The sequence below is a fragment of the Bacteroides sp. Ga6A2 genome (assembly GCF_000702225.1).
Classification (GTDB): domain Bacteria; phylum Bacteroidota; class Bacteroidia; order Bacteroidales; family Bacteroidaceae; genus Ga6A1.
The window spans coordinates 1-26,655 of the sequence record NZ_JNKX01000049.1 but is presented as its reverse complement, the minus strand read 5'-3'; the positions used below and the strand labels follow the sequence as shown (position 1 = coordinate 26,655).

The 26,655-nt window shown below is 43.6% G+C and carries 25 protein-coding genes; 15 read left to right on the top strand and 10 right to left on the bottom strand.

The window, feature by feature from the left end; all coding sequences use genetic code 11:
- Window positions 1–260, top strand: a 260-nt coding sequence (locus T538_RS0112085; RefSeq protein WP_231497110.1) for a transposase, incomplete at its 5' end; no start/stop codon positions are given.
- Window positions 261–314: 54 nt separating this feature from the next.
- Window positions 315–1,052 (top strand): hypothetical protein, encoded by a 738-nt coding sequence (locus T538_RS0112080; RefSeq protein WP_031534018.1) that lies wholly within the window; start codon window positions 315–317, stop codon window positions 1,050–1,052.
- 83 nt (window positions 1,053–1,135) lie between these two features.
- Here T538_RS0112080 and T538_RS0112075 read toward each other — a convergent pair whose 3' ends face one another.
- Together T538_RS0112075 and T538_RS0112070 are read right to left on the bottom strand one after the other, a co-directional pair.
- Window positions 1,136–2,818, bottom strand: coding sequence for a glycoside hydrolase family 43 protein (locus T538_RS0112075; protein ID WP_031534019.1), 1,683 nt, complete (start codon window positions 2,816–2,818; stop codon window positions 1,136–1,138).
- The gene (locus T538_RS0112070; protein WP_031534021.1) at window positions 2,815–4,062 is read right to left on the bottom strand and encodes a DUF4861 domain-containing protein; all 1,248 of its coding nucleotides are present in this window, start codon (window positions 4,060–4,062) and stop codon (window positions 2,815–2,817) included. Before T538_RS0112070 ends, T538_RS0112075 begins: the two co-directional genes overlap by 4 nt.
- A gap of 358 nt (window positions 4,063–4,420) precedes the next feature.
- On the opposite strand from T538_RS0112070, the gene T538_RS0112065 reads away from it, so the two are divergent.
- Window positions 4,421–5,410, top strand: a complete 990-nt coding sequence (locus tag T538_RS0112065; RefSeq protein ID WP_031534022.1) for a gliding motility protein GldB-related protein — start codon at window positions 4,421–4,423, stop codon at window positions 5,408–5,410.
- A 9-nt stretch (window positions 5,411–5,419) separates the two neighbouring features.
- Complete coding sequence (locus T538_RS0112060; RefSeq protein WP_031534023.1) at window positions 5,420–6,130, top strand: SAM-dependent methyltransferase; 711 nt, start codon at window positions 5,420–5,422, stop codon at window positions 6,128–6,130.
- 69 nt (window positions 6,131–6,199) lie between these two features.
- On the opposite strand, the gene T538_RS0112055 is transcribed toward T538_RS0112060, so the two are convergent.
- The gene (locus T538_RS0112055) at window positions 6,200–8,434 is read right to left on the bottom strand and encodes a S9 family peptidase (RefSeq protein ID WP_051656067.1); all 2,235 of its coding nucleotides are present in this window, start codon (window positions 8,432–8,434) and stop codon (window positions 6,200–6,202) included.
- A gap of 94 nt (window positions 8,435–8,528) precedes the next feature.
- On the opposite strand from T538_RS0112055, the gene T538_RS0112050 reads away from it, so the two are divergent.
- Window positions 8,529–9,449 (top strand): tRNA modification radical SAM protein MnmL/YtqA, encoded by a 921-nt coding sequence (locus T538_RS0112050; RefSeq protein WP_031534025.1) that lies wholly within the window; start codon window positions 8,529–8,531, stop codon window positions 9,447–9,449.
- A gap of 72 nt (window positions 9,450–9,521) precedes the next feature.
- On the opposite strand, the gene hxsA2 is transcribed toward T538_RS0112050, so the two are convergent.
- From hxsA2 to T538_RS0112030, 5 genes are all read right to left on the bottom strand, one after another.
- Entirely contained in the window at window positions 9,522–9,779 is a 258-nt protein-coding gene (hxsA2, locus tag T538_RS18165) for a His-Xaa-Ser repeat protein HxsA2 (protein ID WP_081834981.1), read from the bottom strand.
- Window positions 9,780–9,819: 40 nt separating this feature from the next.
- Window positions 9,820–10,956 carry a His-Xaa-Ser system radical SAM maturase HxsC gene (gene hxsC, locus T538_RS0112045; protein ID WP_031534026.1) on the bottom strand — a complete coding sequence of 379 codons (1,137 nt, stop codon included), beginning with the start codon at window positions 10,954–10,956 and terminating at the stop codon, window positions 9,820–9,822.
- A gap of 6 nt (window positions 10,957–10,962) precedes the next feature.
- A complete protein-coding gene (hxsB, locus tag T538_RS0112040) occupies window positions 10,963–12,387 on the bottom strand; it encodes a His-Xaa-Ser system radical SAM maturase HxsB (protein ID WP_031534027.1) in 1,425 nt (474 codons plus the stop codon).
- Window positions 12,384–12,707, bottom strand: coding sequence for a His-Xaa-Ser system protein HxsD (hxsD, locus tag T538_RS0112035; protein ID WP_031534028.1), 324 nt, complete (start codon window positions 12,705–12,707; stop codon window positions 12,384–12,386). Before hxsD ends, hxsB begins: the two co-directional genes overlap by 4 nt.
- Before the next feature lie 539 nt (window positions 12,708–13,246).
- Entirely contained in the window at window positions 13,247–13,732 is a 486-nt protein-coding gene (locus T538_RS0112030; RefSeq protein ID WP_031534029.1) for a low molecular weight protein-tyrosine-phosphatase, read from the bottom strand.
- 240 nt (window positions 13,733–13,972) lie between these two features.
- On the opposite strand from T538_RS0112030, the gene T538_RS0112025 reads away from it, so the two are divergent.
- Together T538_RS0112025 and T538_RS0112015 are read left to right on the top strand one after the other, a co-directional pair.
- The gene (locus tag T538_RS0112025) at window positions 13,973–14,938 is read left to right on the top strand and encodes an ROK family protein (RefSeq protein WP_031534030.1); all 966 of its coding nucleotides are present in this window, start codon (window positions 13,973–13,975) and stop codon (window positions 14,936–14,938) included.
- A gap of 259 nt (window positions 14,939–15,197) precedes the next feature.
- Complete coding sequence (locus tag T538_RS0112015) at window positions 15,198–15,593, top strand: hypothetical protein (protein ID WP_155993174.1); 396 nt, start codon at window positions 15,198–15,200, stop codon at window positions 15,591–15,593.
- Between the two features lie 78 nt (window positions 15,594–15,671).
- On the opposite strand, the gene T538_RS0112010 is transcribed toward T538_RS0112015, so the two are convergent.
- Together T538_RS0112010 and T538_RS0112005 are read right to left on the bottom strand one after the other, a co-directional pair.
- The gene (locus T538_RS0112010) at window positions 15,672–16,775 is read right to left on the bottom strand and encodes a porin (protein WP_155993172.1); all 1,104 of its coding nucleotides are present in this window, start codon (window positions 16,773–16,775) and stop codon (window positions 15,672–15,674) included.
- Between the two features lie 73 nt (window positions 16,776–16,848).
- The gene (locus T538_RS0112005) at window positions 16,849–18,225 is read right to left on the bottom strand and encodes an anaerobic C4-dicarboxylate transporter (RefSeq protein ID WP_031534034.1); all 1,377 of its coding nucleotides are present in this window, start codon (window positions 18,223–18,225) and stop codon (window positions 16,849–16,851) included.
- Window positions 18,226–18,431: 206 nt separating this feature from the next.
- Between T538_RS0112005 and T538_RS0112000 the strand changes: the two genes are divergently transcribed.
- The 8 genes from T538_RS0112000 (at window position 18,432) to T538_RS0111965 (ending at window position 25,757) form a co-directional block, all read left to right on the top strand.
- Window positions 18,432–19,787 carry an MATE family efflux transporter gene (locus T538_RS0112000; protein WP_031534035.1) on the top strand — a complete coding sequence of 452 codons (1,356 nt, stop codon included), beginning with the start codon at window positions 18,432–18,434 and terminating at the stop codon, window positions 19,785–19,787.
- Between the two features lie 12 nt (window positions 19,788–19,799).
- The gene (locus T538_RS0111995; RefSeq protein ID WP_031534036.1) at window positions 19,800–20,420 is read left to right on the top strand and encodes a cytidylate kinase-like family protein; all 621 of its coding nucleotides are present in this window, start codon (window positions 19,800–19,802) and stop codon (window positions 20,418–20,420) included.
- Between the two features lie 21 nt (window positions 20,421–20,441).
- Window positions 20,442–21,752, top strand: coding sequence for an exodeoxyribonuclease VII large subunit (gene xseA, locus T538_RS0111990; protein ID WP_031534037.1), 1,311 nt, complete (start codon window positions 20,442–20,444; stop codon window positions 21,750–21,752).
- Window positions 21,753–22,533: 781 nt separating this feature from the next.
- Complete coding sequence (locus T538_RS0111985) at window positions 22,534–23,136, top strand: hypothetical protein (RefSeq protein WP_155993170.1); 603 nt, start codon at window positions 22,534–22,536, stop codon at window positions 23,134–23,136.
- Window position 23,137: 1 nt separating this feature from the next.
- Entirely contained in the window at window positions 23,138–23,470 is a 333-nt protein-coding gene (locus T538_RS0111980) for a hypothetical protein (RefSeq protein WP_155993168.1), read from the top strand.
- Window positions 23,471–23,741: 271 nt separating this feature from the next.
- On the top strand, window positions 23,742–24,650 hold the full coding sequence (locus tag T538_RS0111975; RefSeq protein WP_031534040.1) for a hypothetical protein: 909 nt from the start codon (window positions 23,742–23,744) through the stop codon (window positions 24,648–24,650).
- A 30-nt stretch (window positions 24,651–24,680) separates the two neighbouring features.
- Window positions 24,681–25,142 carry an energy transducer TonB gene (locus tag T538_RS0111970; protein WP_051663829.1) on the top strand — a complete coding sequence of 154 codons (462 nt, stop codon included), beginning with the start codon at window positions 24,681–24,683 and terminating at the stop codon, window positions 25,140–25,142.
- A gap of 48 nt (window positions 25,143–25,190) precedes the next feature.
- A complete protein-coding gene (locus tag T538_RS0111965; RefSeq protein ID WP_031534042.1) occupies window positions 25,191–25,757 on the top strand; it encodes a hypothetical protein in 567 nt (188 codons plus the stop codon).
- Window positions 25,758–26,655 lie beyond the last annotated feature (898 nt).

Below are 26,655 nucleotides of genomic sequence, written 5' to 3'. Positions count from 1 at the left end.
ATGGTCTCAAGGCGAACATGAAGAACAAACTCATGTCGCTTGAGGAGAAGATTCTGCTTAGGAAAAGATGCATCATCGAGTGCATCAACGACCTGCTCAAGAACAAGGCAAACCTTGTGCACTCACGCCATCGCTCGATACATAATTTTATCATGAACATCTGCTCTGCCCTTACTGCATATTGCTTCTTCGAGAACAAGCCGGATGCTCTTCCTGTGCATGTCGAAAAATCAAGACAACTTGAGCTGTTTGAACTCTAATCTTATCCCGAACTGGCGTATACATATTCTGATTTAGAGAATAAGGAGAATGATGTGTGGGTATGGAATACTGCAACAAACAAACTTGATTCACTTAGTGCCATTGAAGCGAAAATCGTGGATAATTCATTGTATTATTGTGATTTTTATTCGTTAAAAAAGAGGCATCTTGCTCGGAACTCAGATGAGAAAGACTCTATTCTTTTTGAGAGTAAGACAGAAATAGAGAACTTCTACATCGAAAATGGAAATCTGCTTGTAACTGAAATTGATTCTTCGTATAGAAAGGTAAATATAATATACTATGTTGATGATGTTTGTATTTTCCGTGAATCTGTTCCATGCCATCCTGAAGAAATGGAATATCAGATAGTACAAATAGATTCTTTCGAAGATTATTTTGTTATTAGTGTACAGTATGATTTGTATATCTTTGATAAAAGGAATAAGATATTAGTGAAAATTGCTGAAAACTGTAATTATGTATCTATGGATCGGTTTGGCAATATATATTATGATATTATTTCACAAGAAGATTACTCGGAGATTATATACGCATCGAATGTAAAAGAATTGAAAAAAAAGGTGGAAATTTTAAAAAATCCAGATAGAATTCATACATATTATTATTATTTGAATGGAACAAGGAAGGGCTGTTCTGTATTTAATGGTAAACTATATGAATTGGACGATATGCAAATAAAAGCAGTTCAAAATATAAGAATACCTTATGGACTGGGGAGAATAATAACATATAATCCTAAAGAAGAATACTTTGTTTTAGATTATTAAGCCAATAGCAAGATATGAAAAAAGCCATTTTACAGTCATTAACACGATTGTAAAATGGCTTTTAAACGATATTTAAAACTGCGTTATTTCTTTTTAAGAGGCTCTATCCTGAACCAGTCAACATCAGCCCAGCCGCCGTCGTTGGTCTTGATGTTTGGTCTGGTGCAGAATACGCCGACCTTTGCGCCAATCCATTTGCCCTCCTTAACCTGAAACTCGTTGCCCAGTTTCTCAAACTTCTTGTTGTCGGTGCTGTAGTAGAACTGACATTTTACCACAAGATCGTGTCCTCCTTCGCTCTTGCTAATCTTTGAGCCGTCCGTGCTGATGTCCGCTCTCAGGTAGAAGGTGCTCTTTTTCAGACTTACCGAAGCATTCTCTTTTTCGGTATTACCCTTGTCTGCCTTCTTGCATTCAACCTGAGAGAGTTTCAGACCGCTTTCTGTGTTCTCGACCGTAAGTGCGGCATAGTCCAGTCCCATCACTACAAGACCAGTCTTTTCGCCCTTGTATTTCTCGATAGGCGAGAAAGTAATCTTCGTTGTTGCCGAGAAGTTCGGTGCAGGAGTCTTCTGCAAAAGAAGGTTCGGAACATCCCAAAGACTCTTGTAATCGTTAGCTACAGGATGAGAATACAGGCGGACGAAGCCCTTGTCTCCGGCAAAGTAAGCCCACTTCTCGTTGTAATTAGCCTGCCATTGCCATTGCGGACCGAGCACCATGCCATCGAACTCATCGCTCTCGACAGGTGTGCAGATTGGGTATGTCTTGCCCACGTTAGGTTTCTTGTACTGAGTTACGGGCTCGCCCCATTCTGCGCCCTTCTTTGCCTGTCCTATAACGGGCCAGTCGTTTACCCACTTCATTGGCTCAAGGCATAGCAGTCTGCCGTATGCGCCTACATCAGTAAAGTGGAAGAACCAGTCCTCGCCGGTTGGAGTATCTACCCATGCCCCCTGATGAGGACCGTTTATTGGGCTTTTTCCCTGCTTCATCACGATGCGCGTTTCGTAAGGACCGTAGATGTTCTTTGAACGCTGAACGGTCTGCCAGCCCGTTGGAACGCCGCCAGCCGGATGGAAGATGTAGTAATATCCGTTGCGCTTATGAATTTTAGGACCTTCGCAAGTAACTTGGTCTATGTGTCCGTCGAAGATTATCCGGCTTGGACCGATAGCCTTTGTTGCGTCGCTGTTAAGCTCGCAGATTGCAAGCACGCTCTTCAGTCCGGCGCGGCTGCCGGCATAGGCGTGAACCATGTATACTTTGCCGTCTTCGTCCCAGAGTGGGGTAGTGTCGATGATTCCTTTGCCAGCCTTTACGATGACAGGCTCGCTCCACGGACCTTTCACATCCTTTGCCTTGGTCATGAACGCGCCTTGGTCGGGGTCGCCCCAAAAGATGTAGAAGAACCCGTCGTGATGGCGGATGCTTGGTGCCCACACGCGGTTTCCGTGCTCAGGCTTCTCGTCATCATAAGGATACAATGCGTTAGGAACTGCTGCTCCGGCAAACTCCCAGTTAACCATGTCCTTAGAGTGCAGAATCTGCAATCCCGGAATGCAGTTGAAACTCGAGGATGTCATGTAGTAATCCTCTCCAACGCGGATAACGTCGGGGTCGGAGTAGTCGGCATACAACACCGGATTCTTGTAAGTGCCGTCGCCTTGGTCTGACACCCAGACTTTAGATTTGTAGTTAGTCTGTGCCTGCATCGAAAGCACGCACATTGCGGCAAGAACGCCGCTCAGAATTTTACGTTTCATTTAATATTTATAGTATAATTAGTAGTGTTTCGCTCTTCTTCGCGCTTTAGCTGAGCCCACTCCTTAACGTGGCTGAACCACTCCTTGTTGGTTTTCCAGCCGTTCTCTTCCTTCTGGTTGCAGAAGGTGATGTAGTAGTGAATCTCGTTGTCGCCGTCGTTTCCGATGTTAAACAAGTAGTTTCCGCCATCTTCGCGGCTGTCTTTGATGTAGTATGTTGGAACGTAGATGCCCAAACCTACTGTCTCGAAAATCTTCTTTCCCTTTTCAGGCTGATTTGTTCCCCAACTTCCGGCGATGCCCTTCTTGCCGTCGAGGAATCCGCTGATGTCGGTCTCCAGTTTCTGTACGCCTGTGCAGAAAGTCTCGTTTGTGAGTTTGTCTTCGAAGTGAACCTCAACCTTAACGTCTCTGTGCCCAGCCCAAAGAGTGTAGTACTGAGTCATGGTGAGGAAGTGATTGTCGTAGAGCCAGTCGTAGTCCTTAACCTCGATTATCGTGCGCACAGGACCTGCTGCGCGAAGGCTCTCCTGACGAGTCTTTACAGAATCGACATACAGAGGCTCTTTCTTGTCGGCATCCCATCCGCGGAATGAGCCGAGGCTCACCGTCTTTCCTGCCCACAGAACATCGGCTCCGTAGCCCTCGGCAAGTTGTGCGTCGGTTGTGTGGAATCGGGTTGTAGGCAACTCGATGCGCTGCTTAATCTTTCCGTAGAGGTCGAGACTCTGACGGTTGTCGAAGTAAATTCTGTAGCCAACAAGTTCAGACTCGAATACAGGACCGTGAAGGAATACCGCATCGTAGTAAGGACGTGTAATCTTTGTTCCCGGAGCAGAAAGTGTTGTGATTGTTGGAATGCGCTTGTTCTTGTCGTTAAGAATCATGTCGCCGTAAACTCTCGACTTGTACTTCTTTTCAGAAGGAAGGTTGCAGAGTGTTACGTCGAGTTTTGCCGACGATTTTCCCTTCATGTCGAGAACGAGGGCAAGTTCGTCGTTGTGTCCGTCGCCGTCGAAGTCGTCGAGCTGTGAAGGAATCTCCTCGCCGTTGAGTTTAACCACGGCAGAGCGCACGCGGAAATCAGCCTTGAAATCGTTGATTTTAATAGTTACAGGCATATCCTTGTAGTCACGTTTTAGTGCGTTATTAACAGTTACCTCGTACGATTTTGTAACTTTATTTTGTGCTGCTGCCCCATTGGCGGAAAGTAGCAGCAAGGCGATAATACTTGTAAATTTCATTTTTTCTGTTGTAAATTAGTAAATTATAAATGTTTTCGGCAAAGATAATAAAAAAACGGGAGTATGGGTAATAAAAAAAGTTCCACATCTTCACAGATCTGGAACTTTTTTAGAATTTGTACTCGTTTTCCTGCTTTCGCAAGCATTCGACAAGCTTATATCAAATTCTAACCTTAAATAAATATTATGAAAAAGAACTTTTTACTTCGGGCGCAAAGTTAAGTAAAAAAAAACAAAAATCATAATTTTATAGGCTTTTTTCACAAATTTTAATATTTTTTTACAATTAGATTTGTTCGTTATCTTCTTTTATGTATATTTGCTATGTGTTTTTAAGGTTTTAATTTAAGGTGTAATAATGAAGTATCTTTTCTACTTGGTTGTCGCCACATTGTTGTTTTCATGTTCGGGCAAGTCGCGCTATGGCGTTGACGGCGTGGAAGATGTGACCATAAAGATAGACAGATACGACAGAACCCTTAAAGACTATGTCGACGTGAACAGCTATTCATCATGGACTTCGCTGTCGACAAATTACTCAGACGCTACCAGATTGCTCATAGAAGAAGTTCTTTCGATTGGTTATATTGAAGATGCCGACATTAGTACGAAGTTGCGCGATTTCTACCTCGACCCAGTTTCGCGAAAACTTATGGACGACGCATCGCGCAAGTTCGTAAACATGAGCAGGTACGAAGAATCCCTCTCGCAGGCTTTCACAGCCATGAAGGGATATGTGCCGAGCATCAGAATACCGCACGTCTACACCCAGATTTCAGGACTGAACCAGTCTATCGTAGTTTGCGACACGCTTCTTGGCATCAGCCTCGACAAGTATATGGGTGTGAACTACGACTTGTACAAAACGTATTTCTACAACTATCAGATTCGTTCGTTCGCACCAGAACGAATGGTTCCTGACTGCGTTTACTACTACCTGTGCGCCAACTATCCGCTGCCTGAACGCAAGGACAAGTTCTATCAGGTAATGCTCTACGAGGGCAAGATGCATTGGATTACTTCGCACATTGTGCAGACAACGAACTTCGAGAAGGCCGTAGGCTACTCGGAAACCAATCTGAAATGGCTCAGCAAGAATACCGATGAGGTGTGGGGCAAGATTCAAACATTGCTCTATTCCGACGATCCAACGACTATCAGAAACTACATGGAACCGGCTCCGTGCAATGCCGACTTTGGCGAAGGCTCGCCAAATATGCTTGGCGTGTGGTTTGGCATACAGATTATTGATGCTTACATGAACAACCATCCCGACGTTACAATCGGCGACTTGCTAAGAGAGAACGACTACGGAAAGATTCTGCGTGAGACTGGTTCGGATTTTTAGTTATTACAGATGGAAAATGCTTTGTATCTGTTGCCCGTAACGTTGGGCGACACCGAAATAGATAATGTTCTGCCTTCGTATAACCGCGAGATAATAAGGCAGATAAAGTTCTTTATTGTCGAGAACGTGCGTTCGGCACGCCGATTTCTGAAGAAGGTTGACCGGGATATAAACATCGATGAACTTACATTCTATCTGATGGACAAGCATACCGATGCAGCCAAGATGGCTTCGTATCTGGAGCCACTCGAAGAGGGCAATGCCATGGGCGTTATTTCCGAGGCCGGGTGCCCTGCCGTTGCCGATCCGGGAGCCGATGTGGTGGCTGTGGCTCAGCGAAAGAATCTGCGCGTTATTCCGATGGTCGGACCATCGTCGATTATAATGAGCGTTATGGGCTCAGGCTTTAACGGACAGAGTTTCGCCTTCAACGGCTATCTGCCAATAGAGCCTGCGGAGCGTACAAAGCGCATAAAGCAACTCGAAACGCGCGCCTATACCGAAGACCAGACGCAACTCTTCATCGAGACGCCTTATCGCAACCACAAGATGCTTGAGGAACTTCTGCGCACCTGCAAGCCTTCTACGCGCCTGTGCATAGCCTCTGGCATTACCTGCGCCGAGGAATACATCCACACGCACACCATTGCCGAGTGGAAGAAGATTAAACTGCACGACTTGAGCAAGATTCCAACGATTTTCTTGATTTACAAAGGATAATCAATCTTAAAAAAAGAAAAGTCGGCAAACTCCGGAAAATTCCGCTGAGTTTGCCGATTTTTCATTTCATTATTTCATCAAGTTCTTGACAAAGAAATTTTCTATTCGGGTGTACAGATGAAGCCGGGTTGAACCGCCGTAGATGCTGTGGTTTCGGTTGGTGTAGTACTGACTCTCGAACTGAGTGCCCAACTGAACCAGAACTTCCTGATATTCGGCCGTATTCTGAAAGTGGACGTTGTCGTCGGCAAGACCGTGGCAGATAAGCAGATTGCCGTGCAGACTCTTGGCGCGACCGATAGGCGAGATGTTGTAGCCCTCGGCATTCTCTTGCGGAGTCTGCATGTATCGCTCGGTGTAGATGGTGTCGTAGAATCGCCAGTCGGTTGGAGGTGCAACGGCAACGCCGCATGCAAACGCGTTTCTGCCCTCGCTCATTGCCATCAGCGTGTTGAATCCGCCGAAACTCCAGCCCCAGATGCCTATTCGGTCTTTATCGACAAACGGCAGCGAAGCCAGATAGAGAGCCGCCTCTACTTGGTCTTCCGATTCCTTTTCGCCAAGGCGGAGATATGTGCATTTCTCGAAGTCGGCTCCTCGTCCGCCTGTTCCGCGGCCGTCTACGCATACCATCACAAAGCCCTTGTCGGCCATGTATCTCTCCCACAGGCAGCCAGTCATGTTGCCCGTGTTCCAACTGTCGAGCACTTGTTGCGAGCCCGGACCGCTGTACTGATACATTATTACCGGATATTTCTTGCTCTTGTCGAAGTTGTAAGGCTTTATCATGTAACCGTTCAGTTCGACGTTGCCGCTTGTCTTGAATGTAAAGAATTCCTTCTTTGCGCCGCTAATCTCGTCAATCTTCTTCTTCAAGTCACCGTTGTCGGCAAGTACGGTCATGCTCTTGCCTTTGTTGTTGATGATTGATGTAATGTGCGGTGTGTCGAAGTTCGAGAAAGTGTTGATGAAATATGCGAAGTCTGTGCTGAAAATAGCCTTGTTTGTGCCTTTCTGCGGTGTGAGGACGGTTTTCTTGCCCTTCTCGCTCTTCACCACGAATCGCTGAAGCGGATTGCCTTCGGTACTCTGATAGTAGGCCGTTCCGCTCTTCTCGTCGTATCCGTAGAAGTCGGTAACATCGCAGTTGCCCTTAGTCAGAAGTTGTTTCTGCTTTCCGTTCAGGTCGTACAGATAAAGATGCTTGTAGCCGTCCCGGTCGCTCTCGAGCACAAAGCAGTTCTTGTAGAAATGAAGGTTTGCGTAGGTCTCCTCCGGAATGTATTTCTTTGCATTTTCTTCGAGAATTAGTTTTGTGTCGCCCGTGTTTACGTTGCACAGATAGATGCAGAACTTGCTCTGGTGGCGGTTTAGCGTTGTTACGGCAAGGATGCCCGGCTGCGCCGTGAACATTATGCGCGGAATGTAGCCGTCGGCATCGAGCGGAACGTTTATTTCAGAAGTCTTGCCCTCTTCTATGTTATAGTTAAGCACCTTTACGGTGGCGTTCTGCTCGCCAGCCTTCGGATATTTGTAGGTGTAGTCGCCCGGATAGAGCGCGTTTTCCTTGTGCGATGGCGAGAAGCCCTTATACATCGGCATAGAGTAAGATTTCACCTTGCTCTCGTCGAACCTTATCCATGCAATGTGCTTGCTGTCTGCGCTCATGTCGTATGCGCGGCTGTATGCAAATTCCTCCTCGTTTACCCAGTCGGGAATACCGTTTAGTATGTGGTTGAACTTGCCGTCGGATGTAATCTGCTTGTCCTCGCCCTTTGCTATGTCGATGATGTGCAGATTATTCTTGCATACGTAGGCAATCATCTTGCCGTCGGGCGAGAAGGTAGGCTCTTGCATAAGATGGTGCTTTCTTACCTTGTGCAAGGTGTTCTCCGTGCGGTTGTAGAGATAGAAGTCGGCGGTGAACGAGTGTCGGTAAATCTTCTTCGTGTTGGTTTGCAGAAGTAGCGACTTGCCGTCGGGCGATGCTATGTAGTCGTCGATATCTCGAAGTTGGGTAGCCTTGTCGCCGTCGGCCTTGGCAAGATTTCCGCAGAACTTAACCTTTCCGTCGAGTTTCAGGAACGGCTCAACCTCCTTGCCGTCGGCAAACGAGAATGCGCTTATTTCCCTCTCGGCCTTGATGATAGTGTATGTCTTTGGGTTTACGGGCGACGGCGTGATGCCGTGAATCTGCTTCGGCATGTAGCGGTATGATGTCAAATCTCTCAACTCCAGTCTTTGTGCCATCGCACTCGAAGCCAGCGTTGCGACAATGCCGGCAATAACAATCGATTTTTTCATATATTCATGATTTTTATGCAAAGAAACTTAAAAAACTTCACAACGGCAAGAGCATTGCTTTTTTTTGTATATTTTTGCGTCAAATTATGAGCAGATGACTAACAACGACTATCTCTATACCGACCTTTCCTCGTTCTACGGAAAGGTTTTCCCGTTCAAGGTGCAAAAGATTTCAATAAATGCCGGATTCACCTGTCCCAACCGCGACGGCAGCAAGGGCTTTGGCGGATGCACTTATTGCAACAACCAGACCTTCAATCCGTCGTATTGCGCCACGCAGAAGTCTGTAACTCAGCAGATTGAGGAAGGGAAGGCTTTCTTTGCCCGGAAATATCCCGAGATGAAATATCTGGCTTATTTTCAGGCTTATACCGGAACTTATGGCGAACTTCAGCATCTTATAGGCTTGTATGAGGAGGCTTTGCGATGCGACGATGTGGTGGGAATAGTAATAGGAACGCGCCCCGACTGTATGCCCAACGAGCTGCTCGACTATCTTGCCGACTTGTCGAAGCGCACTTTCCTGACCGTTGAGTATGGCATCGAGAGTGCCAACGACGATACTCTGCGCCGCATAAACCGCGGTCACACATACGCGCAGAGCGTTGAGGCTATCGAGCGGACGGCAAAGCGTGGAATCTATGTCGGTGCGCATGTAATTTTGGGTTTGCCGGGCGAGGACGATGCCGAACTCATCAGGCAGGCAAGACTCGTAAACCAACTGCCAATAACCACGCTCAAACTGCATCAGCTGCAGCTAATAAAAGGTACGGTAATGGCGCGCGAGTACGAGCAGAGTCCGTTTCATCTGTATACCGCCGACGAGTATATAGATATGGTTATAAAGTACATATCATACATACGCCGCGAGGTTGTTCTTGAGCGTTTTGTGTCCAGTTCGCCCAAAGACCTTCTGCTTGCTCCAAACTGGAACATAAAGAACTATGAGTTTGTAGAGATGCTGAAGAAGAAAATGTGCGAGTTGGGCGTGGAGCAAGGATGCAATATAAAATAAATAAAGGAGGACTACTGTTGTCCTCCTTAAGATGAATTTACTCCTATGTCTCATTCAGAAACACTATTTTTGTTAGCGACTAGAATAGTGAGAAGAATGTGAGCTATGAGAGCTGTGCGAAGAATGAGAACTGTGCGAATAGTGACCCGCAAGAGAACTCTTTACCATGTCAATGGCTTTCTGTAATACCAAAGGCTGGTTCTTCTGCTTTTCAATTTGAGTTGTAGTGTCATCGCTGCCTAATGCACTCATAATATTTTCTGAAGCAGTGGCGCAGTAGCTTGTCGTTGCGATAAATGCAGAAACAAGCAAAAACATTAGTCTCTTCATTGATACCTCCTTTTTTTAGTTAGACAATATTTTTTACAATTCACTCTGTACAGGAATTTGTACATTCAATTTTATGGATGTGCGTACTGATATTATTGTTGTTTGTTGAGAAGAATCCACCGCATTCACCTTTAAGAGAACATCCCTCACAAACAGGTAGATATACATCTTTCCATTCGCTGATGGATTGCTTTGCGAATGGACGTAATTCTTCAGGTAATACACACAATTGAGCATTGTAAATGTAGGTTGTGATGTCTCTATCATTTAAAAGCAAAACGGCTTCTTGTAGTTCTTTGTTATAGTCATATGGATCAATCCATAATTCTTGCAGGTTTGTTTCTGCTAAACCTGTTGTTTCCATTTGCATGAAAGCAACTTGTGTCACAAATGGAAAATTGTGATAAATGTAGTCTGCCAATTGTGGAAGTCTTCTATATGTTTGCTTGTGGATAACAATGCGTAAGCCTATCTGTTGTCCGAATTGTGCCAGATGATAAAGTCCTTGTACTGTCTTGTAAAAGGTTTTGGCTCCTACAATGCGGTTGTGTTCTGATGCAATGTCTGAGAATATAGGGACATCTATTTGTAAATCTTGATGATTACAAGCTGCTAATTTTGCTGTATATTCAATATCTGCAAATTTGACGCCATTGGATAAGATGCTTATCGCAGCTTTGGGGCATGACTTTTTGATTTGACGGATCAGTTCAAAGAGTCGTTCTCCAATCATAGTTGGCTCACCGCCTGTTATGCCGACCTCTTGTGTATTTTTATCAAATAACTTTATCAACTCTAAGTTGAAATCAGTTTTGTCTTTCTCTTGTAATACTGGCGGCTGTGGACACATGATGCAACGGTGATTGCAACGGGCAGTTGCAAATATAGCGTTTGATGATGAGTTTATTTCATATAAAAAACAAATCTTTCCATCTGTCGTAATATTAACAACATCACCTTCGTTAAAATCATCTATTTTGTCAACTTGGATGTATGGTATAGATGTTTTTTTCATAACGTCTGACTGTGCAATAACAGCCTTGTAACCTTTCGTGGATGATGGGTTATTTGACACAAGAATATATGAGGAACGGTTGAATATGCTTTTGTCATTCAATGTTATTCGACCGACAATTTCTTGTGAATTGCTATTATATGTTGATTTTATTTGTTTCATACTTTCTTATTTTATCCAAGACCAAAATATTCTATTAATTTCGGGATCATTTTTTTTGATCAACTCAAATAGATAGTGCATGATGGCTTTGTTCTTCTTGCACATTTCATTTGTTGGACGATGACCTACCATGTTGCCTTGTTCGGAAAGATTTCTTACAGGATCTGCGCCACAGTAAGGTTGAAATACACACTCGGCACACTCTGGTAGGCATTCATTGCAGGCATTACTTATAATGTGATGCAATTTGTCGCCATTGAACATACTCTGATATGAATTTTCGTTAACATTGCCGAGTTTAAAATAATAGTTCTTAAAACGTGCCATCATTCGTCCTTCATCGGCAACGTAAACGCTTCCATCATAATCGTAAATAGCACCTGCAATTCCTACTCCCGCAGGTGATTGTAGATCAACGAAACCTGTTGCAAAAGGTGTTAGAATCCTTCGAAGAAGTAAGGCTGCATATCCTTCAATAAAGAATGTTCCTTTTTGGTTGAGTTCGATAATATAATCCAAGCCTTCCTTATAATTCTTTATAAACTCTTCTATAGGATAAGATATTTTATCCTTGTGTTGTTTTGCAAACCCATAAGGATTTAATGCTCTTAAGAAAATATTATGGAATCCTAATCTTACATATTCATCAATAATGTCTTTGAATCTTCCAAGACTGTGCTTAGATGTTGTCATTAGTGCAGAGACACACTCATTATCACCCCAAAAATCTCGAATCGTTTGTAGATTTTTTTCAAAAATTTCGTGGTGGTCAAGTGATTTGTTTTGAAGAGGTCTGTTGGCATCATGTAAATCTTTAGGACCATCAAGCGATGTTGAAATCATGCACTTGTGCTTTTTCAGATATTTCACCATATTCTCATTAAGCAATGTTAGGTTTGTACAGATAACAAACTCTAATTCACGTTTTTTGAAAAGGTTTTGCCATTCTGCTTCTTCAATGATGTATTTCACCATTTCAAAATCAGTAGAAGGGTCGCCACCTTGAAATTCAATTTTGATACATGGTGATGGGGACATGAAGATAGTCTTGACAATATTCTTTGCCGTTTTCTTTGTCATGTCGGCAGAATGGTCTGTACTTTCATGGCGCTTTACTTGACAATAGATACAGCTTGAGTTGCAACGTAAGGTTGGCACAACCATATGCAGGGAAGTGAAATCTTTTAAACAGCTTTTCTTTGTGCGAAATTTGGTTGCCAACATTTTTACCACGTCCTCAACGTTGTCGGTTGTGGCTATCTGCTTTGATTCTATATCATAGAAAATGTCACTTGTAGGATCTAGTTCTCCATTGACAAACTTGTGGAAGTTCTCATTCTTCAGAAATATGTATTCTCCTACATCATTAGATAATAGATATTCTTCATCGTTAAATCGAGCGAATCGGAATGGAAGAAACTGATATGTCATTTTTGTATAGGTTTAAATGCTTCTTCAACAATTAAATCACGAATATGTCCGTATTTTTTTGTGGTTATTTCGCGAAGTTGTTGGTCGATCAGATCATTGTAAAACTGTTTTACTATGTTTCCTTCTAATTCACCTTCTTTTGCTTCAAAAATGATATTCACCAGTTTGCTGTTGTTTGTATCTGTTTGTTGATGAACAAAGTATTTGTCTGTATATTTGTATATTGTTGCAGTGATGGCATTTTCACTGTATAAATTTAAATCAACTGTTACAAGGAAACCATTTTCTGTTTTTACAATGGGGAAATTAATGTTATTCATTTTTTTATTTAACTATTTTGTCAATGGCTTCCTTTTGACAACGATTAATATTTGTTAGTTGTATATAATAAAACGTGGAGCCAATCTGTCACTCGTTCCACGTGTAGAGGCTCTGGCATTGCCCAATTTGTCGAAACGAGCAACGCCGAAAGCCCCACGCCGATGTTATTATATAATTAATCTGTATCAGCAACAAACGATATATGCGATTGATGCCAATGAGATATGTATACAATACACCCCATGAGGCGTTCCCGTTGCTTTGTTTTTGACAAATTGTTAAGAACTGCCAGATTCCTACACGTCAAAACCAAAGCGTACAGTTACGCCTTATATGTACATACCCACCCACATAGCCATAGAGGCTTTCGGTGTGGGAAAACTTTCACAAAAATAATCTAAAAAAATTAAATTTTAAGTAAAAAAAATAATTATATTATAAATGTGTCGTATTTTATAATATATTGTAATGTTTTCTTGTTTTGTGATGGATGTGAGTTTGGAGTATTCCTTTTTTTAGGGAATATGATGTGTTATAATCAGAAGTCTAATAGCAAAAACAAATATTCCAAAGCCTTGCATATATCGTTGTATGTGCGCTCAAAGTTGTCGGTATACCAAGGGTCGGCAACGCTTGCGTTGCTTCCGGTAAGGGTCATAAGTTTTTGTATTTTCCCGTTAGGGTCGTAGAATTTTCCGTGTCCGGCATCCACTACAATGTCGGGCATACTCCAATGCAGAAAGCGCAGATTGTTGTCGTCCATAACAAATATATGGTCGTAGTAGTTGTAGTCGGCAACCGTCATCTGTCTTGCACGGCGTCGTGTGAATGGTATGTTGTGGCGGCGCAGGCAGTCCTTTGCCGGCGGATAGATGTCGTTTCCAATCTCCTCGGTAGATGTGGCAGCCGAAGCAATCTCGAAGGCATCCGCAAGGTTTCGGTCGGCAACCATCTTCTTCATTATCATCTCTGCCATTGGGCTTCGGCAGATGTTTCCGTGGCAAACGAAAAGAATTTTTTTCATATTATGCGATGTTTTCGTGCAAAGATACATCAAAATAGGGCATCGCTCTTAATTTTAAAATCGATTTTGCATTAAAAAATGCCCTCTTCTGATGATACAGGTCAAAAAAGTGCGGTTTTTCACTTTTGTTAACAAATTAGGATGCACTTTTTTGTTGGCAGAATGAAAAAATAGAATTAAGTTTGCAATGCTCAAACGGAGCACAATCTTTAATAAAACCTTTAGTAAACAAAAAATAACATGGAAACAGAAAAACCATACGTAATTGGAATGGACCTTGGCGGTACCAATTCGGTTTGCGGCATTGTTGATGCCAGAGGAAATATTCTTTGTACAGACTCTGTAAAGACTCAGCAATATCCAAACATCGAGGATTATATTCAGGCTGTGTGCAACATTCTTATGCCAATGATTGAGAAGGTTGGCGGCATGGAGAAGATAAAAGGCTTTGGCATTGGCGCACCAAACGGCAACTACTACAACGGAACAATAGAGCACGCTCCAAACCTGCCTTGGAAGGGCATCGTTCCGATGGCGAACATGTTCAAGACCATACTTGGCATTCCTGTTGCGCTTACAAACGATGCAAACGCGGCTGCCATTGGCGAGATGACATACGGCGCGGCTCGCGGAATGAAGAATTTCATCGTCATTACCCTCGGCACAGGCGTTGGCTCGGGCATCGTTATTAACGGACAACTTGTATATGGCTGCGACGGCTTTGCAGGTGAGTTGGGACACGTTATCATGCGCAGAGAAGACGGCCGTCTGTGTGGCTGCGGACGCAAGGGCTGTCTCGAAACATACTGCTCGGCAACAGGCGTGGCCCGTACGGCGCGCGAGATTCTGACAAAGGATTCAACGCCAAGCCTTTTGCGCGACCTGAACCCTGAGGAGATAACATCTAAGGATGTGTACGATGCAGCAGTTAAGGGCGATGCCATAGCACTAAAGATATTCGATTTTACCGGAAAGATTCTGGGCGAGGCTCTTGCCGACTTCGCAGCCTTCTCATCGCCAGAGGCATTCATCTTCTTTGGCGGACTGACAAAGAGCGGCAAGTACATCATGGATCCGATAAAAGATTCGTATAACGAGAATGTTATGCCAATCTTCAAGGGAAAGGCTAAGATGCTCGTTTCTGAACTGAAGGACAGCGATGCTGCCGTACTTGGCGCAAGCGCCCTTGGATGGGAAGCAAAATAAGGCAAAAAATTTATTTTTTATAGATGAGATGGCAAAAATGTAAAATGTTTTGCCATCTTTTTTGTATTTTATAACATATATGTTGAACATTTTTTGTAATTTTGCACCCAAATTTGAATTATATGCCGGTAAAAAGATGCAAAGGATGTTGAAACTTGCTGAGAATAATTGGGTTAGCACTCCTGTGGAATGCGCGGAATACCTGCTACACGATGAATTGTGTTTTTGTTTCTTTACCATGGCATAGTGAAAAGATAGTATGAATAAAAGAATTTTAATATCTGCATTCCTAATTTTAGTATATTGTTCGCTGTTGAACGCGCACGCATTGTACAGTTACCGCAATGTGAAGAAGGTGAACAAGGCAACATCCGAAGAACTGCCAGCAAAGAACCAACTCGAGTACGTTTCTTTCTCAGACGACAGAACAAAGTGTTTTTTCTCTGATATTGACGGAAATAACATGTATGGCGAAACTGTTTTCGTGTATATGGGCGAGAAAGACGATATGTATCATTTTCATTATCAAGACCCTAATGACAACAGTTCGTTCTGGGACGTGTACTTCAGCAAGGACTACAAGACCGTAAAATCTACCACTACGCACAATCCGTTCATAAAGATTTACGAGTTGCTCGAGATGATAAAGAACTAAAACCGTAGTGCTTACAAGATATAAAAAGGCAGGCTTTCTGAAAAGATGAAGCCTGCCTTTTTTTATGCCGTTCTTAATTTAGAATCGCCAGTAAAGCTGAATGTCAACAGTATTGAAGTCGTGGTCGCTTGCAACCTCCTTGCCTGTGTGAGTGTGGTAGAAAGTGCCCTGAATCTTCAGATTCTTGTTGAGGTAGTAGTTTGCCGACAGAGTGTACTGGCTTGTTGCGCTCTCAGTACTCTTGTAGTCGCGGTAAACATCCCACTTTCCGTAAATCTTAAGGCCCTTGGCAACAGGTGCTCCTACGGTAAGATACCAGCCATCAGCCTTGTCCTTGCCAATGTTCTTTGTAAGCTTGTAAACGCCCTCGTTATCGTCGAATGAATAGTCCGAAATCTTATGACCCTGAGAAGTTGCATACTCTCCGCGGAAAGTCCAGTCGCTCTCGTACTTGAATCCGAACGACATACGGTTGCGGTCTACGGTTACGCCGTTCTTTGTATAGTTACCAGCCCAGCCGAATGCGCCAATGTAAAGGTTCTTTATTGGTACAAACTGAATTGTTCCGATAACGTCCTTAGTCTTGTTTACATCGGCATGGTTAATGCCCTGACCGTTGGCAACCATAACCTGATAGTGGATAAGGTTGTGACCGTCAGCCATCTTGGCAAAGTCACCCTGAAGCTGTATTCCGAGGTCACGACCGCCGCTTGAGTGCTCTCCCGTTCTGTCTGCCATGCCCGAGAGCTTGCTTACAACCTGAGCGTTGCTGTTAAAGCCTACATCGAACGGATTGTAAGGGTTCTCGAATGTGAAGGCTCTCTTAAACTGTCCGAACTTGATTTTTGCAAACGGATATTTCTCCCATTCTGCATAGGCATCTACTATGCGGGCAATCTTCTCGGTTGTGTTGGCTGTGTTAGGTGTGCCGCTCACCTCAAGCTGAAGTTTGTAATTGAAATTCTGAACCTTTCCGTCTACATACACACGGCCCAGACGAAGGTCGAATCCGCCGTTGCTTTGTGTGCCTTCCTTGTCGTTATAGTCGTATTTTCCGATGACGTAGCCACCGAACTTTGAGTTTTGCTGGAACTCCTTCAGAATGCTCTTCTGAAATTGCGCGCTGGCTGTCGAAGCCATGCCTGCAAGTATGGCAAGCAATAAAATTTTTTGAATCTTCATATCTCTCTTATTCATTTGATTTATCTTTAGAGTGCAAATTTAAGAAAAAATGTTGATTGCCACTTACTTTTTGTCAATAAACAACCATGGTTATGAGCGTTCCCACTATGGTTGATACTATCACGCTGACCAGTCCCGGCATCATGAAACTGTGGTTAAGCAGATATTTTCCGATGACGGTTGTGCCCGAACGGTCGAAGTTTACCGTTGCAATATCGCTCGGATAGTTAGGGATGAAGAAATAGCCGTACACGCTTGGCAGAACGCCAAGGAGGATAGGACCTGGAATGCCCAGCGAGTAAGCCAGCGGAAGCATAGATACCACAACCGCGCCCTGAGAGTTAATCAAAACCGAAACGGCAAAGAATGCCAGCGCTATTGTCCACGGATACTGGCTTACGATGCCTTCCAGTCCGCCCTTCATAACATCCATGTAGTTGCCGAAGTAAGTGTCGGCAAGCCATGCAATGCCGTAGATGGCAACAACAGCCACCATACCGCTCTGCCATACCGCTCCGCTCACGGCTTTCTTAGGGCTTGCGTTGCAGAAGATAATCATGAAGGCTGCGGCAGTTATCATCACAATCTGGATGATGATGTTCATGCCGATAGGCTTTACTATTGGGTTTCCGGCATCGTCTAATTTACCCGTAGGGAACTCAGGACGGATGTCGAGTCCGGCAATCTGTAAGATAGAGTACATAACGATAACGGCGATAGCGCCAATAAAGATGTAAACGGCAAGCTTCGCGCTCTTGTCAATCTCCTTGTCGAGAACCGTTGCCGAGCTTCCGTACATATATTCCTTCATCTGAGGGTCGGCAAGGCGAGCCTGAAACTGAAGGTCTTTGTCGAGGTCGAGACCGCGCTTGTAGCTGAGAGCCGCAGCGGCAGCCAGACCGCACAGACACGCCGGAATTGTGACGGCGATAACCTGAAGGTTGTTTACGTCGAATCCGTTGGCATTAGATATAACCACGAATGATGCCACAGCCGCTGCGATAGGCGAGCATGTTATTCCAACCTGCGATGCTATTGAGGCCACGCCGCACGGACGCTCGGGACGGATGCCCTTCTTCAGCGCGATGTCGCAGATAATAGGCATGAGCGTGTAGACAACGTGTCCCGTTCCGACGAGGACGGTAAGGAAAAACGTGCAGAGCGGAGCAAGGATGGTTATGTGGTTAGGATGCTTGCGAAGAAGTTTCTCGGCAAGTTGAATGAGCCAGTCCATACCGCCCGAAGCCTGCATCATGCCGGCGCAGGTAACGGCTGCCACGATGATGTAGATAACATCTGTAGGAGGATTACCCGGTTTAAGTCCGAAGCACAAGACTAAGATGGCAAGGCCAATTCCTGAGATTGCGCCCAATGCCAGACTACCATATCGAGAGCCAACATACAATGCCAGCAATACGATAATTAACTGCAAAATCATTATTACACTCATCTGATTAACTTTTTTTATCGATTAGTATTCTTTATCATTAATATTATTTGTCGGTGGGGTTATATCTGCAAATGTAAAAAACAAACTGGAAAAATCAAAATTTAATATTAATTTTTTAATTTTGCACACTATGCTTCGGTTCTGTTCTGCTTTGTTGCCGATATGCCGGGGCTTGCTGATACGGATAACTTATAAACTGAAATTAGATGAGTGAACAATTAACCCCGACAGAGTTGGGTACAAAGCCTATAGGCAGACTTCTTTTATCGTATGCCGTTCCGGCAATTATTGCTATGACGGCATCGTCGCTATACAATATTGTAGACAGCATTGTTATCGGTCAAGTGTGTGGCGCGCTGGCAATATCGGGTCTTGCCATAACCTTCCCAATCATGAACCTCTCGGCTGCGTTCGGCGCAATGGTGGGCGTGGGAGCATCTACCATGATTTCGGTAAAGCTGGGACAGAAGGACTATTCGGTGGCGCAGAAGATTCTGGGCAATACCGTTATGCTCAACCTCATTCTGGGCATTGTGTTCGGCGCGTTAATGCTGATTTTTCTCGACCCCGTCCTGCTGTTCTTCGGAGCGAGCAACAATACCATCGGGTATGCGCGCGACTATATGGTTATAATCCTTCTCGGAAACGTGGTTACGCACAGTTATCTTGGTCTGAACAGCATTTTGCGTTCGGCCGGACATCCGCTGTATTCGATGCTGTGCACCATTCTCACGGTATTTCTGAACGTGGTGCTCGATGTGCTGTTTGTCTACGTCTTCGACATGGGCATCAGGGGAGCGGCTCTTGCCACCGTTCTGGCGCAGATTGTGGCTCTGCTTGTGCAGATTAAGCTCTTCTGCAATCCCGACGAGCTGTTGCGATGGAAGCGCGGCATCTTCGGACTTGAGAAGAAGATTATCGGGCATATCCTGTCTATCGGCATGTCACCATTCCTTATGAACCTGTGCGCCTGTCTGGTTGTAATCGTCATAAACCGCGGACTGATGGAGCAGGGCGGCGACCTCTCGGTAGGAGCGTACGGAATTGTAAACCGCGTTGCCTTCATCTTTGTTATGATTGTGATGGGCGTTAACCAAGGTATGCAGCCTATTGCCGGCTTCAACTTCGGCGCGGGGCGATACGACCGTGTGATGCGCGTGCTGTGGCTCACTATGATTGGCGGAACGGTTGTTACCACGAGCGGCTTCATGCTGGGCGAGTTCTTTCCCGAGGAGGTTGCGCGTATGTTTACGGCCGACGAGGAACTTATCACCCTGTCGTCTGATGCCATGCGCATTGTTATGGTTACGTTCCCGATAATAGGCATACAGATGGTTATCACCAACTTCTTCCAGAGCATTGGAATGCCAAAGAAGAGCATCTTCCTGTCGCTTTCGAGACAGATGCTTTTCCTTGTTCCGTGCCTCATAATCCTGCCAAAATATTTTGGCGTTGACGGCGTGTGGTACTCAATGCCGATATCCGATTCTATATCTGTTGTTACGGCTGTGGTGCTGATAATCATTCAGATAAGAAAGTTCAAACAAATGAAAACTATTTAACTTAAAGATGCTATGGACAGATTTGTAATCAGCATAGGCCGCCAGTTGGGTAGCGGCGGTCGCGAGATAGGCAAGAAACTTGCTGCGGAGTTTGGCATCCGTTTCTTGGACAGCGAACTTATAACCCTTGCGGCAAAGGAGAGCGGTTTCGGAGCCGAGTTCTTCAGAGATACCGACGAGAAGAAAGGCTTCTTCAACACCCTGTTTAACCGAATACAGAGCGGCGTATCGTTTGGCGGATATTACGACAATCAGCTTAGCGAGGAGGCTCTGTTCAAGATTCAGAGCGATGCCATACGCAAGATTGCCGACGAGGAGTCGTGCGTTATAGTGGGAAGATGTGCCGACTACATTCTGCGTGACAATCCGCGATGCGTGAGCGTGTTCATAACCGCCAGCCACGACGAGCGCGTAAGGCGCATCTGCGAGCGTCAGAATGTAGATGCCGAGAAGGCGGAGCGCATGATGGAGCGTGGCGATGCCGAAAGAGCCAACTACTACAACTATTACAGCACAAAGACATGGGGCGAGGCGGCAACATACGACTTGTGCATAAACTCGTCGGTAATGGGAATTGACGAGACGGTAGCCTTCATCAGACATTTTGTAGAAAAAAAACTCGGCGGTCAGTAACTGCCGCCTTTATTGCAGACTATGCACGACACTCCGTCACTTACGCTTTTCGAACTTAACAGCCTTGTTAAGTGTGCCGTCAATACCATCATGATTGACGGCTATTGGGTTACTGCCGAAATCAGCGATTTCAGCGTGCGCCGCCATTGCTATCTTGAGTTTGTACAGAAAGACATTCAGGGCAGCGGACTGGTTGCAAAGGCGCGCGGAACAATATGGAGCAACGACTACGAGAAGATAAGGCGTAAGTTCGAGAGTGCCACCGGAAGCGAACTGCGCAGCGGCATAAAGGTGATGGTGTATGCGCACGTTACGTTTCACGAACTGTATGGCTTCTCGCTCAATATTACCGATATAGACCCCTCTTACACGCTTGGCGACATGATGCGCCACAGGCAGGAGATTCTCGACAATCTGAAGGAGCAAGGTGTTATCGACCTTCAGAAAGAGCTCGAGATTCCGGTATTGTGTCAGCGAATAGCCGTCATCTCGTCTGAGAAGGCTGCTGGTTACGGCGATTTCTGTAACCAACTTCTGAATAATGATTCTGGTCTGAAATTCTACCCTAAACTGTTTCCGGCAATAATGCAGGGCGACAAGGTTGAGCAGACTGTAATAAACGCTCTCGATGCCATTGCCGCCGACATTGACAACTGGGACGTGGTGGTTATTATCCGTGGCGGAGGTGCTACGGCTGATATGTCGGGTTTCGATACGCTTGCTCTTGCCGAGAATGTGGCAAACTTTCCTTTGCCAATTATAACGGGCATAGGTCATGAGCGCGACGATACCGTTCTCGACCTCATCTCTAACACTCGTGTAAAGACTCCTACGGCGGCGGCCGAGTTCCTTATCCATCATCTCGAAGATACGGCTTACGACTTGCAGGACTACGGGCAGCGCATAATGTCGGAGGTGAAGCGTATATTGCAGAACGAGCACAGTCGCATAGATGCCATAACAGCCAAGATGCCCGTCCTCTTCGAGGTGCTGAAGTCGAAGGAACTGGCGCGCATCGACAATATTCAGAAGCGCATAGAAACGGCGTGGCAGATGTGGCACAACTCCGAACTTCAGAGGCTCAACTCGCTTGTTCCGCAGATGCGGTTGCACGTCGACGCTCTTTTGCAGGCGCAGAAGTTCTCGCTCGGCATCATCGAGGAGAAGCTCCGTAGTGCCGACCCTGATATTCTTCTGGCCCGCGGCTATTGCATGACTTTGTCCGACGGCAAAATCGTTACTCGGGTAGCACAGCTTGCCAAGGGCAGCAAGATAACCGTGCGCTTTAAGGATGGCAACGCCACGGCGGTGGTTGAGGAAATTGAAAGTTGAAAGTTGAAAATTGAAAGTTGAAAATTTATTCAGAATTGACAATTCACAGTTGACAATTGACAATGAACAATTCAAAATTCATAATTGATAATTCAAAATTGCTTTCATAATTGCCGAGGATTTATAACGGACAATTTCGTCAGAAATTGTCCGTTTAGTATATACAAAATAGAAGGTAGGAAGAAGGTAGGAAGAAGGTAGGAAGAAGGTAGGAAGAAGGTAGGAATATGGAAGGTATATTGAAGATATACGGAAGCTATACGCAAGGTATAGGGAAGGTATATGCAAGGTATATGTAGGCTATATGTTGTGTATATGTAGGCTATATGTTTTGTATATGTAGGGTATATGTGGGAAATCCGATAATTGTAAATTCGGAATTGTCTTTAAGAGAGTGCTCCATCCGCAATATGGTCAAACATTTCTGAGAAAATGATTTTAAAATTGGACTGGCGATAGTCATTTTCATGCCTAAAATGTAGTTTATTACGATAATTATGACTATCTTGCAACGGAAATGTTCAAAAAATCAAACTGGCAGCAATGTACCGGAAAAAGTCGGATAAAATTGGGTGCTATGAGAAAAATATTGTTTTTGATATTGTTACAGATTAGTTCTATCGCTATGGCACAGAGTATGGCGAGAATTGATTCTGTATATATAAAATATAATTTCAGAGTTACAGTAAAACAATGGAATTGTGTTGCTGAAAGAGAAAATGATGTACTGAAGTTGGATAGTTGTCAGATTTCAATCTTACAGAATCATTTTCTAGCGAAAATGAAGAAGCTGAAAGGTGGAAAATTCAGTTTTGACCACAAAGATGAAAAAACGTTAAACATTTTCTGTAACGATGGAAGTATCTATAATTGCTACCCATGTGCAGAGCAAGATGTTGCACGTCTTTCTCGTGCGTTCGTATCTGGTGATACAGGCGACTACTATATGGAAAATTTCGATTGCTTCTTGAATGATGTCATAGCAAACAAGTCTCCACAGTTTGGGAAGTTGTACAGAATAGATGATGATGATGGCGAATTGATTTTCAGACTCTACAACGGAAAGTCTAAGAAAATAAAAGAAGTGAAGTTCCGTAATAACGAGTGTATTCTTGTTGGCAACGGCGGAATTGAAAAATCTTGCAAGGAAACCGAGACAATGAAGTGCTGTGCTCAGATAATAAATAAGTTATTTACTGATGCTGGCGCAAAATTGCGGTTGTATAGTTTTGAAGTTGAAAAGACCGATTGTCAGTTTTCTGTTTCATTTAAATGTGGTGGTGTTGAAACAGAAATTCTGTCGATGCATTACGTCGATGCCCCCAGAATTCTTTACAATAAGCAACTTTACGAACTTCTCGACTACATAAGAAAAATCAAATAAAATGAATTGTTCAAGGTTGTTAGTTTTTGCGATTGTAATGGTTGTCTTGCCATTATTATCATTTGGACATAATGAATGTGACGTATTTTTACGCCATTCACTAACGGTCGTAGAAGATACCATCTGTGGCTTGGAAGACAAAGAAAAGCCTATGGCGTTTCCTGAGGTTTTGCCGGAATTCTCCGGAGGTGAAAGTAAGATACTCTCATTTGTTACTCAGAGATTGAAACTCCAGCAAGAAACATTAGATGCCGGAATTACGTCAACAAAAATTGTCGTTTCTTTTATCCCAAATCGGTCATTAGAAATTTTGCCTTACATAATGTTCAGATAAGTATCCGGAGCCTATAAAAATATAAGCATAAAGTGCTAATGATTGACTCTGAATAATTAAACCAACTTACATTTTGCTACTTATTTTTTCTAATGACCGTTTTGGGTTTAAGAGAGTGCTCCATCCGCAATATGGTCAAACATTTCTGAGAAAATGATTTAAAAATCGGAGTGGTGATATTCTTTTTCGTGCCTAAAATGTAATTTATTTCGATAATTATGACTACCTTGCAACCGAAATGTTCAAAAAATCAAACTGGAAAAATACAAAAATGAAACATCTGAAGTTTGTTATAATCGTGTTTATACTTCTCATGCCTTTCAGAACGTATGGTGTAAACTCTTGTCCAGCCCCAAAAGTCAACAAAGACTCAATCATTCTGAAATGCCGTGAGTATGAAGTATTAGACACTCTTCTGTTAGATAAAATGCTTGCAGATGTGCAGTCGCGTTATTGTGCCAAATATTTGGGGCTGAAAATAATACGATATAGTTTTTCTGAAGATGAAAAACATATTTTTGAAGCGTGTAACTGTTCATGCCTCGAAGATAGTTTGACGTTTGGACATGTATTTTATAAGGGACTTGACATCTTTATACCTGCGGGTACTTCGAGTACCTTGTTCAAAAGAAAAAAAGCAAAAAATGTCGTTGTCGTTAAAGAAGGGAGGCTAAGTGAAACATGTTGTATGTTGTTCAACTATGATTTAAACGGACTATTTTTAGAAGATAGAGACCTCACTTACAGAGATTATTTGAAATGGGATAGTTATAAGTATGAAATTGCAGATACTGTATTGCTCGACAAAATGCTTGAAGATGTTCAGTTGCGCTATTGTACTAAATGTTCGGAACTAAAAGTAATACAATACATCTATAGTTCAAAAGAGAATAAGCATACTTTTAGGACGTACAACAAATTTGGTACAGAACAAAAATTCTTCCTCAGTTTAGCTCTTGGACATGTATCATATAAAGGGGTTGTTATCTTAATTCCTGTTGATACCCCCGAAATCTTATTCAAAAAAAACGAATCGGAACGTGTCGTTATTGCTGTAGAAAGAGCGGTACAATGTGAAGTCTGTGAAATTTGGTATGACTATGATGAAAAAGGTATTTTTTTAGGAGAAACAGTTAAAACTGAGATTTTTTCTCCTACTCTCCAGGAAATATACCAATAATAATTTTACCACCGATTAGCATACAAAAAAATGAATTGTTCAAGGTTGTTGATATCTGCGATTGTAATGGTTGTCTTGCCATTATTATCATTTGGGCGTAATGAATGTGACGGATTCTTATGCCATTCTCTAACGGTCGTAGAAGCTACTATCTGTGGCTTGGAAGACAAAGAAAAGCCTATGGTGTTTCCTGAGGTTTTGCCGGAATTCTCCGGAGGTGAAAGTAAGATACTCTCATTTATTACTCAGAGATTGAAACTTCCGCAAGAAACATTAGATGCCGGAATTACGTCAACAAAAATTGTCGTTTCTTTTATTGTTGAAAAAGACGGGTCTGTTTCCGATTTTAAGGTTACACATTCAATAGAGAAACACTTAGATGAGGCTGTCGTATCCGTATTAAGGATGATGCCAAAATGGAAGCCGGGCGAACACAAGGGTAAAAAAGTCCGTACTGAGGTGTCTTTGCCTATCTGTCTTGATTTTCGTTAATGTCCGAAGAGAAACATTTGTTAGCAAAACTAAAACCATACTGATAATATGAAACAGAGGATATTTGTTGTGTCATTTTTGCTTTTAATGCATATTGTGGCATACTGTCAAATAGGTCGGGGAGTAATAGTCGGCGGCAAGTTGGCAGTATACAAAACTGCGGAAGATACCAGCGGTAGGATTATTATCGCCCGGGCTGATAGCAACAAAGCCACAGATGCTGAACTGTTGGCAGATTCGGCATCAAATGCGTTTTATGTTGTAGACATCATTGAATCATGTAAGAACCGTTTTCTGGTTAAGATTTCATCGTCAGACACAGATTCCTTGCCTTTTTCAATGGATTCTGTATGGATTCCGAAAAATAATGTTGGGGTAGGGTTAGCACCTAAAAATATTGATGGTAAGCCGATGATTCCCTTATACAACAAACCGTCATTCCGTTCAAAGTTAAGTATGTTGCCCCAAGATGCAGCCTATAGTATTGCTCAGGTTTGTGATTGTAAGGAAAGATGGCTGAAAATACGGATTCGTGGAACGAAAGACGAGATTGTTGGCTGGCTGCCTCCCGAAAACCAATGCGTTAATATGTATTCGATGTGCTGCGGAAACTAAGTTAGGGAGCATTTACCATGGTTCTGCCGAATTCTCGCCCTTGCCCTATGGTCGCTTCGGTATGTGAGTTCGAGATAATAAACTTCCTCTTCCTATTATTAGGAAATGATTATTCGTAATGACGCTGAAAGCGTCACCTCTCAGTAACCGCAGTATCCGTAGGATCTGCGGACAGTAATGAAACGGATAATTTCGACCCTGAAAGCGGTCGCCCATTGCGATAGATGGGGCACTCCTTCAGAGTGCTTGCTGTTGATAGTTCTTATTCCGCAGGTCATCCCGACCTACGGTTACTAAGCGGAGACGCTTTCAGCGTCTATAATGAATCTAATACGCAGATAATCAGTTTTGTGATGTCTTACAAAAACAACAAAACTATGCGTTGTATAAGAAAGAAATGTCTAAATCATCCCGAATTCTCGGAAATCGAATCTGTTCTGTTAACCATAGACCATGATGCAATTTTTAAAAACGATAATATTTCGTTGTATATGAGTAACTAAGATTGACAATATGTATTTCCTTGGTTCTGCCGAATTCTCGCCCTTGCCCTATGGTCGCTCTTACCTTTGCATCGGATTATAGATAATGTTCTAAATGTCCGATGTTAAACATCGTATAAATTTAGTTCATGCGGCAACAATTTTGTAGTTTCGCTAGAGATTGTGGCCGTGGAGGGCGAGAGCATTGTGTCGCTAGGTAAGCCGTCTGACTATATCGTTAGCAAGACCTTCGTCCGCCCTCCTTTTAAAGTCTTTAGAGTCTGAACATAGAATCGTAGCACGTCGCTGGACGATGCAGTGTCCGACAAGAGTGAAGTCGAGGAAGGCTTTGGCTATAGTCTGAACTTTAGTTATTAACCCTTTAAGAAGTTATCACGATGAAGCCAAATTCACAG